The organism is Persicitalea sp., from assembly GCF_041751555.1.
Taxonomy (GTDB): domain Bacteria; phylum Bacteroidota; class Bacteroidia; order Cytophagales; family Spirosomataceae; genus Persicitalea.
On sequence record NZ_JBGSXF010000402.1, the window covers coordinates 1 to 2,112 of the forward strand.

Genomic DNA, 2,112 nt, shown 5'->3' on the forward strand with positions numbered 1-2,112 from the left:
TTTCTCCTATTGAACTACCAACCGCAAATCCTTCGACTTCACCCTTACTTTCAGCCAATCCTCCATGCGTTTGGTTTCGCGGGATGAGGGGCGTTTGGTGAATTTGGCGTAAGCGAGGTAAGCCGTGTCAGCCTTGGCGGTTTTGAGGTTGAAGATAGGCGACATCGTGAGCGAGAATTCGTCGATATTGGGGTACTGCACCTTTATTTCCTGGCCGATGTCTCCCGATTGAGTGTTGATGGTACGATATCGGGCAATTTCTTTCTCGAGCATGTCGATGCGAGCGTCCTTGTTCTGCACCAGTTCCTCGTTTTTCTTGTATAAATCTTCCAAAATTCCCGTCCGCAGGTTGGTGTTGAACTCATCGAGCATGTGGGCATTGACCTCGTTGTAGTTCTGTCGGACGATCAACCGTGTGTTGCCAAGGCCGTACTTGGGAAGTTGCTTGCTTATCTTCCTTATTTGGCTGCTATCGAGTGTTTGGCCGATGCAGGTAATAACAATGCTGGAAGTATCGGGCCGATACACGAGTTGCTGATTGATAATTTGCGTAGCCGGTGTGTTGATCTCTGCTTCCACAAAGTCGCGCGCTTTTCTTTCGAAAAAACTTTTACGCACCACGTTGGCCGCCAGAAAGACGCTGGGAACGGCAGTGGCCAGCACAAAAAACCCGACCCACAGCTTTACCCGGCGGTCAGTAGCGTCATCCACGTAGTGGCGAGTCTTGAAACGCAGGTACTTGACTATTAGAAAAGTAGAGAGTGTAATGAACACACAATTGATCGAAAACAAGAAGAACGCCCCGATGAAGAAATTCCACTGCCCGGTGGCGATACCGTAGCCTGCTGTACAGAGGGGCGGCATGAGCGCCGTGGCGATGGCTACACCCGGAATAGCATTACTCTTATCCTGGCGGGTGCTGGCAATAATCCCGGCAAAACCACCAAAAAGGGCGATTAGCACATCCCAGAGCGTGGGAGAGGTACGGGCCAGAATCTCCGTATGGGCATCGTCGAGTGGAGTGATTAGAAAGTAAACCGTCGAAGAAAGCACACTGATTCCGGCGGCGATCCCCAGGTTTTTCAAGGCGCGGCGGATTAAGTCAAGATCCAAAATCCCCACGCCCAGCCCCACGCCGATGATTGGTCCCATGAGCGGCGAGATCAACATGGCCCCGATGACCACAGCGGTCGAGTTCACATTGAGACCAATGGAGCAGATGAAGATCGCGCAGATCAGAATCCAGAGGTTGGTTCCCCGGAAGGTGACACCCCGCTTGATGTCCTCTATTACCTCCTCCTCATCGGCTTTGCCTTCTTCCAGATTGAAAAGATGATAGACGAAGCCCCGCACGTATCGGAGGAAAATGGAAGTACTGAAGGATGACCTGGGTTCACTCATAGCGGCGAAAACAGAAAATATATGCTGAGGCCAAAGATAAATACTTATATATTTGATAACCTACAAAGCAAGATACCCCTTCCAATCTAACTCCAATAATTGATGGATCTGTTTACCGTAATTGCCCTGCTCACCACTATTTGTGCCCTGTTTGCTTACGTCAATTTCCGTTACCTAAAACTACCCACCACCATTGGCCTCATGCTCATCGCGCTGCTGGCCTCCATCGGCATTCTGATCGTAGGGCAGTTTAGCCCGACGGTACTTGCGGGCGTTAAGAGCCTCGTGAGCGAGATAGACTTCCCCCAAGTACTTTTGGAAGTGATGCTGAGTTTCCTGCTTTTTGCCGGGGCCTTGCACACTGATATGGCTCTTATGCGCGAGCAAAAGTGGAGTATCCTGAGTTTCGCCACGCTGGGTGTGCTGATGTCCACCTTTCTGATTGGGGCGTTATTTTTTTACATCATGCCGCTGATCGGTTTCCCGTTGCCGTTCATTCACTGTCTGCTACTGGGGGCGCTGATTTCACCCACCGACCCTATTGCGGTGCTGGGGATTTTGAAGGAAGCCAAGATTCCCAAAAATCTGGAAATCGTCATTACGGGCGAGTCGCTGTTCAATGACGGTGTAGGGGTAGTTATTTTCCTGACCATTCTGGAAGTAGCCACCCTGGGCGTCGATCAGGTAACACCCGGCGAAGTGGCGTTGCTG

General features: G+C 50.9%; 2 protein-coding genes. One reads left to right on the plus strand and one right to left on the minus strand.

Going from position 1 to position 2,112, the window contains the following annotated elements:
• Positions 1-6: 6 nt before the first annotated feature.
• Entirely contained in the window at positions 7-1,401 is a 1,395-nt protein-coding gene (locus ACEW8P_RS14130) for a TIGR00341 family protein (protein WP_373513724.1), read from the minus strand.
• Between the two features lie 102 nt (positions 1,402-1,503).
• On the opposite strand from ACEW8P_RS14130, the gene ACEW8P_RS14135 reads away from it, so the two are divergent.
• On the plus strand, positions 1,504-2,112 hold a 609-nt coding region (locus ACEW8P_RS14135), incomplete at its 3' end, for a cation:proton antiporter (protein ID WP_373513725.1).